The 5865-nt window shown below is 63.2% G+C and carries 6 protein-coding genes; 4 read left to right on the forward strand and 2 right to left on the reverse strand.

What is annotated here, in order from left to right:
- A partial coding sequence (locus tag Q1Y33_RS00005; protein ID WP_300797092.1) for a YaaA family protein occupies window positions 1-647 on the forward strand: 647 nt, incomplete at its 5' end.
- Window positions 648-783: 136 nt separating this feature from the next.
- Here Q1Y33_RS00005 and Q1Y33_RS00010 read toward each other — a convergent pair.
- The gene (locus tag Q1Y33_RS00010) at window positions 784-1314 is read right to left on the reverse strand and encodes a lipocalin family protein (protein WP_300797093.1); all 531 of its coding nucleotides are present in this window, start codon (window positions 1312-1314) and stop codon (window positions 784-786) included.
- A 63-nt stretch (window positions 1315-1377) separates the two neighbouring features.
- Window positions 1378-3258: a 1-deoxy-D-xylulose-5-phosphate synthase gene (gene dxs / locus Q1Y33_RS00015; RefSeq protein ID WP_300797095.1), complete on the reverse strand. Its 1881-nt coding sequence runs from the start codon at window positions 3256-3258 to the stop codon at window positions 1378-1380.
- Window positions 3259-3338: 80 nt separating this feature from the next.
- On the opposite strand from dxs, the gene pyrH reads away from it, so the two are divergent.
- From pyrH to frr, 3 genes are read left to right on the forward strand one after another with little or no spacing between them, the layout of a single operon-like run.
- Complete coding sequence (pyrH, locus tag Q1Y33_RS00020) at window positions 3339-4046, forward strand: UMP kinase (RefSeq protein WP_300797096.1); 708 nt, start codon at window positions 3339-3341, stop codon at window positions 4044-4046.
- A gap of 3 nt (window positions 4047-4049) precedes the next feature.
- Window positions 4050-4634: a TlpA disulfide reductase family protein gene (locus Q1Y33_RS00025; protein WP_300797097.1), complete on the forward strand. Its 585-nt coding sequence runs from the start codon at window positions 4050-4052 to the stop codon at window positions 4632-4634.
- Between the two features lie 10 nt (window positions 4635-4644).
- Window positions 4645-5202 carry a ribosome recycling factor gene (gene frr / locus Q1Y33_RS00030; RefSeq protein WP_300797098.1) on the forward strand — a complete coding sequence of 186 codons (558 nt, stop codon included), beginning with the start codon at window positions 4645-4647 and terminating at the stop codon, window positions 5200-5202.
- The last annotated feature ends 663 nt before the right edge of the window (window positions 5203-5865 follow it).

Raw genomic sequence — 5865 nt, forward strand, 5'->3', positions numbered from 1 at the left:
CGCGCCTGGCAGCGCTCCCGGCCGACGAGCTCGGACGCCTGCTGCGCGTGAACGCGGGGCTGGCCGCAGAGAACCGCCGCCGCTACCTGCGCTTCCACGACGCACCGGCCCATGCGGCCCTCACGGCCTACACGGGCGTCGTCTTCCGGCACATCGCACCGGAGCGTTTCACGCCCGGGGAGTTCGAATACGCCCAGCGGCACCTCCACATCACCTCGTTTCTCTACGGGCTGCTGCGTCCGCTGGACGCCATCCGCTGCTACCGCCTCGAGGGCGACGTCGTCCTGCCGGGCGAGGAGTGCAGCGTCTTCGACTTCTGGCGCACACGCCTGACCGACGTGCTGCTCGACGCCATCCGTGCGGACGACGGGGTGCTCGTCAACCTGGCCAGCGGCGAGATGAAACGGCTCTTCGACTGGAAGCGCATCTGCCGCGAAGCCAGCGTCATCGAGCCCGAATTCCGGCTCGACGAGGGCGGACGCCTGCGCACGGTGGTCGTCTACACGAAGATGTGCCGCGGGGAGATGGCGCGGCAGCTGCTGTGCGGGCGGATCACCGATCCCGAGGCGCTCCGGGCATTCGCCTGGGAGGGATTCCGCTTCGACGAGGCGCGCAGCACACACGAAAAGCCCCTCTTCACGATGTAACGCCGCGGCACCGTCCTGACAAACAGGGCGAAAGAATTTCAGCGGGACGGCCTGCGAAAAGCCGGTGCATAAGGATTCCGGCGGGAGACGCCGCCGCAAAGGGTTGGCGCAGAGGCGAAGCGACAGGAGCGGAGCGCTACTCTTCCGACTGGTCGACCCGCAGCAGCCGGTCGGTGTCGTAACCGCGTCGGCGGGCCAGCTGCAGGATGTGCAGGAAGGTCTCCTTCGGCAGTTCGGGCGTGCGCGACAGAATCCAGAGGTACTTTGCCGAGCGGCTTCCGACCAGTGCCCAGTCGTACTCCCCGCCCAGTTCCAGGACGTTGTAGTCCGCATAGAAAATCCAGAAAAACGAGACCCGCAGCCGCCCCGGCACCTTCGTCAGCCGCGCCTTGCCCGTCGCCGTGCGGCGGCGGCCCGTGCGGGTATCCGTGCCGCTGTTGCGGACCGAGATCAGGCCGTCGGGCCGCAATTCATAGGTAGCCTCGACACGGTCGAGCCCCCGCTCGAAACGGACATCGAAGCGCGCGATCTCGTACCACGTTCCCAGATAACGCGACAAATCGAACATGCGGACGCAGGTGCGGTCCGGACCGCCCTTGCCCGCACGGAGACGGAATGCCACAAGGACCAGCAACCCGGCCAGCAGCAGGATGGATAGGGTTTTCATCTCCGGAAGGATTTGTTTCGGAACGAGAGCCAGCAGATTCCGTGCCGGAATCGGGTCCGGGAGCTATTTCGGGCCGTCGAGCAGCGCCGCAAGAATCCCCTCCTCGTCGTAGCCGCACAGGGCGTAGAGCTGCGCCGGAGTGCCGTGCTCGACCCACTGGTCACCGATGCCGAGCCGCCGCACGGCGACCCCGTACCCCTCGGCATTGAAGAAGGCCGTCACGGCCTCGCCGACCCCGCCCCGCAGCGCCCCGTCCTCGACGGTCACCACTCGGCGGAAACGGCTGCCGACCTCGCGGAGCAGCTCCTCGTCGAGCGGCTTGACGAAACGCAGGTCGTAGTGGGCGACGCTCACCCCCTGCTCCGCAGCCCGGGCCGCGGCACGCGCCGCGGCATTACCCACCGTGCCGATCGTCACGAGCGCCACGTCGCGGCCGTCGCGCAGCCTGCGCCCGCGGCCCACGGGCAGCGTCTCGAAGGGCTCGCCGCGCCAGGCAACCCCCTCGCCCGCCCCGCGCGGGTAGCGGATCATGAAGGGATGGCCGCTGTGCAGCGCCGTAAACATCATGTTGCGCAGTTCGAGCTCGTTCATCGGGGCCCCGAAGATCAGCCCCGGCACGGCGCCGAAGGCCACCATGTCGAAGACCCCGTGGTGCGTCACGCCGTCCTCGCCGACCAGCCCGCCGCGGTCGAGACACATCACCACCGGGAGGTCCTGGATCGCCACGTCGTGGATCACGTTGTCGTAGGCACGCTGCATGAAGGTCGAATAGATGTTGCAGAAGGGCACCATGCCCGCGGCGGCCAGTCCCGCCGAGAAGGTCACGGCATGCCCCTCGGCGATGCCCACGTCGAAGCAGCGTTCGGGCAGCGCCTGCATGAGCAGGTTCATCGAGCAGCCCGACTGCATGGCGGGCGTCACGCCCGCAACGCGGCTGTCGGCCCGCGCCAGCTCGACGAGCGTCTCGCCGAAAACATCCTGATAGCGCGCCGCACCGCCCTTCGCGGCGATGCGCTCGCCCGTATCGGGATTGAAGCGTCCGGGGGCGTGCCAGACGGGCTGGTCGTGCTCGGCCGGCAGGTAGCCCTTGCCCTTGACCGTCAGCACGTGCAGCAGTTTCGGCCCTTCGATGTCGCGCAGCTCGCGCAGCGTGCGCACCAGCTCCGTGAGGTTGTGCCCGTCCACGGGACCGAAATAGCGGAAATTGAGACTTTCAAAAAAGTTCGAATTGCTCAACAGCCCCTGCTTGACGGCATTGCCGGCCTTCTGGCAGAGCCGCAGCAGGCGCGGCGTATGCGACAGAACCCCCCAGAGCTTCCGCTTGAACCGGTTGTAATGGGCCGAAGTGGATATCTTGAGCAGGTAGTTTTTCAGCGCACCGGTGGCCTGGTCGATGGCCATGTGGTTGTCGTTGAGGATCACCAGCAGGTTCGTGCCCTTGCTTGCACCGGCATTGTTGAGCCCCTCGAAGGCAAGGCCTCCGGTCATCGAGCCGTCGCCGATCACGGCCACGACCTGCCGCTTCTCGCCCCGCAGCTCGGCCGCCTTGGCCATGCCGAAGGCCGCGGAGATCGAAACCGAGGCGTGGCCGCCGCCGAAGGCGTCGTATCCGCTCTCGGCCATGCGCGGGAAGCCGCTGATGCCGCCCAGCTGCCGTTTCGTATGGAACGCCTCGCGGCGCCCGGTGATGATCTTGTGGGCATAGGTCTGGTGTCCGACGTCCCAGACGATCCTGTCGTCGGGCGTGTCGAAGACATAGTGCAACGCCGCGGCCAGCTCCACGGCCCCGAGGCTTGAGGCCAGGTGCCCGGGGTTGACCGAGCACTCCTCGATGATGTAGCGCCGCAGCTCGTCGCAGTAGGCGCGCAACTCCTCCGGCGAGAGCCTTTTCAGGTCCCGCGGCGAGTCGACCTTCTGCAACAGTCTGTAATCTCCCGACGACATAGTAAGGCAAAGATAATAATAAATATGAATTTATTTCCGGAAATTTTTTTATCTTCGCAATAGATTAAACAGCCACAACGATGAAATACAAACGGATACTCCTGAAATTGAGCGGCGAATCGCTCCAGGGCGCACAGAAATACGGACTTTCGCCCGAAGTCCTCCAGTCCTACGCCGAGCAGATCAAGGCGGCTGCTGCAACGGGCGTGCAGATCGGCATCGTCATCGGCGGCGGAAACATCTTCCGCGGCCTCTCGGGTGCCAAAAAGGGTTTCGACCGCGTGAAGGGCGACCAGATGGGCATGCTCGCCACGATCATCAACTCGCTGGCCCTCCAGTCGGCCCTCGAGGACAACGGCGTGCGCACCAAGGTCCTCACCTCGATCCGCATGGAGCCCATCGGCGAATACTTCTCGAAGGCCCGCGCCATCGAATACCTCGAGGCGGGCTACGTCGTCATCATCGGCGGCGGCACGTCGAACCCCTACTTCACGACCGACTCCGCCTCGGCGCTGCGCGGCATCGAGATCGAGGCCGACGTCCTGCTCAAGGGCACGCGTGTCGACGGTGTCTACACGGCCGACCCGGAGAAGGACCCCACGGCGGTGAAGTTCGACGAGATCACCTTCGAGGAGGTGCTCGACCGCCGGCTCAAGGTCATGGACCTCACGGCCTTCACGCTCTGCCGCGAAAACCGCCTGCAGATCATCGTCTTCGACATGGACACCGAAGGCAATCTCGGCAAGGTCCTTGCCGGCGAACCCATCGGAACACTCGTAAAACTGTAAGCCATGGAACCGATCAAAAGGGTCAAGAAGAAGAGCAACACCTCGTTGTGGATCATGCTGGCGCTCATCGCGCTCATTATCGCCGTCATGCTGCTGTTGCCTTCGTGCGGCAACAACACCCGCAAGGCCGTCTCGGAGGAGGAGGCCGCCACACTCGTACAGGTCGGAGACAAGGCCCCGGACTTCACCGTCGAGATGTTCGACGGCAGCCGCGTCGCCCTCTCGGACCTGCGGGGCAAGGTCGTGCTGCTGAACTTCTGGGCCACGTGGTGCCCGCCCTGCCGCGAGGAACTCGCACGCGTGCAGAGCGACGTGATCGACCGCTTCGCCGGACGCGACTTCATCTTCCTGCCCGTCTCGCGCGGCGAGGCGCGCAGCACCGTCGGGAGCTTCCGCAGCCAGAAGGGGTACGAATTTCCGATGGGTCTCGACTCCACGCAGAGCGTCTACGGGCTCTACGCCTCGAACTTCATTCCGCGCAACTTCCTGATCGACAAGGAGGGAAACATCGTGAAGCTCACGATCGGCTACGAGCCCGAAGAGTTCGACGCCCTGATAGCAGACATCGAAAAGACACTCGAAAAATAACCGAAACAATATGGACACCAAAACGATTCTCAACGACGCCTCCGCCCGCATGCAGAAGGCCGTCGACCACCTCGAAGAGGAACTGCTGAACATCCGCGCAGGCAAAGCCTCGCCCAACGTACTGAACGGCGTCATGGTCGACTATTTCGGGTCGCAAGTGCCCGTATCCGGCGCCGCCAGCGTCACCGTGCCCGACGCCAAGACGGTGCTGATCCAGCCCTGGGACAAGAACATGCTGCGCGCGATCGAGAAGGCGATCATCGACTCGAACATCGGCCTTACGCCCTCGAACAACGGCGAAACGATCCGGCTGTCGATCCCGCCGCTGACCGAAGAGCGCCGCAAGGGACTGGTCAAGCAGGTGCGCTCTGAAGCCGAAACGGCCCGCGTAAGTCTGCGCAACGCACGCCGCGACGCGGTCGAAGCCTTCAAGAAGGCCCAGAAGGAGGGCATGCCGGAGGACGAGTCGAAGGACGGCGAAACCCAGGCACAGAAGCTGCTCGAGAAGTTCACCAAGGCGCTCGACGAGGCCGTAGCGAAGAAGGAGAAGGAGATCATGACCGTATAACCTCTTCTTCCGAAGCGGGGGGGGGTGAGAAAAAAAGCGAGCATCGGGCATCCGATCATGGGGCATTGTCCAGACTGCTCAAAGTCAGTGCCGATCAACCCGAAACGCAGCATGGGCTATCAGGGCCTGCGTGCCGACCGATCGGAAACGCCGGCACCGGCGGACGCGGGAATACCGCGACGGCCGGCCCAAAACGTCGCATAGCGACCTCCCCGCGACAACGGACAGAAGATTGAAATGCCGGCCCGGAAGATTTCCGGGCCGGCATTTTTTCCGCAAGGAGTGAGGCCATAAACGAGATACCCGGGAACCGTCCACTCGCCGGGTGAACCGCGGTCAGAAAAAGCCTCAAGAGGGATATCGCGCTTACTCAAAAGATCAAGCGGCCCGATTTTTCCCTTCATGCAGCCATGGGAAAATGACACAAAAATCCCCGGACGGGAGTACTGGTAATGATGCCAAAAGTGGTTGGTATTATATTGGGACAAATGGCCAGAATTGTACGATTCTGGTCATTTTCTATTCTTAATAATTCCATCATTGCTATTCAGGAAAAGATACCACTTTACAAAGTCCTTAAAATGTTGTTCCGAGAGTCCGCGATGGACTCTTAAGTTGTCTTTTAAGTGACCGAAGAACGACTCAATAGAGTTTGAGGATTTC

The organism is uncultured Alistipes sp. (assembly GCF_949296715.1).
Taxonomy (GTDB): Bacteria; Bacteroidota; Bacteroidia; order Bacteroidales; family Rikenellaceae; genus Alistipes.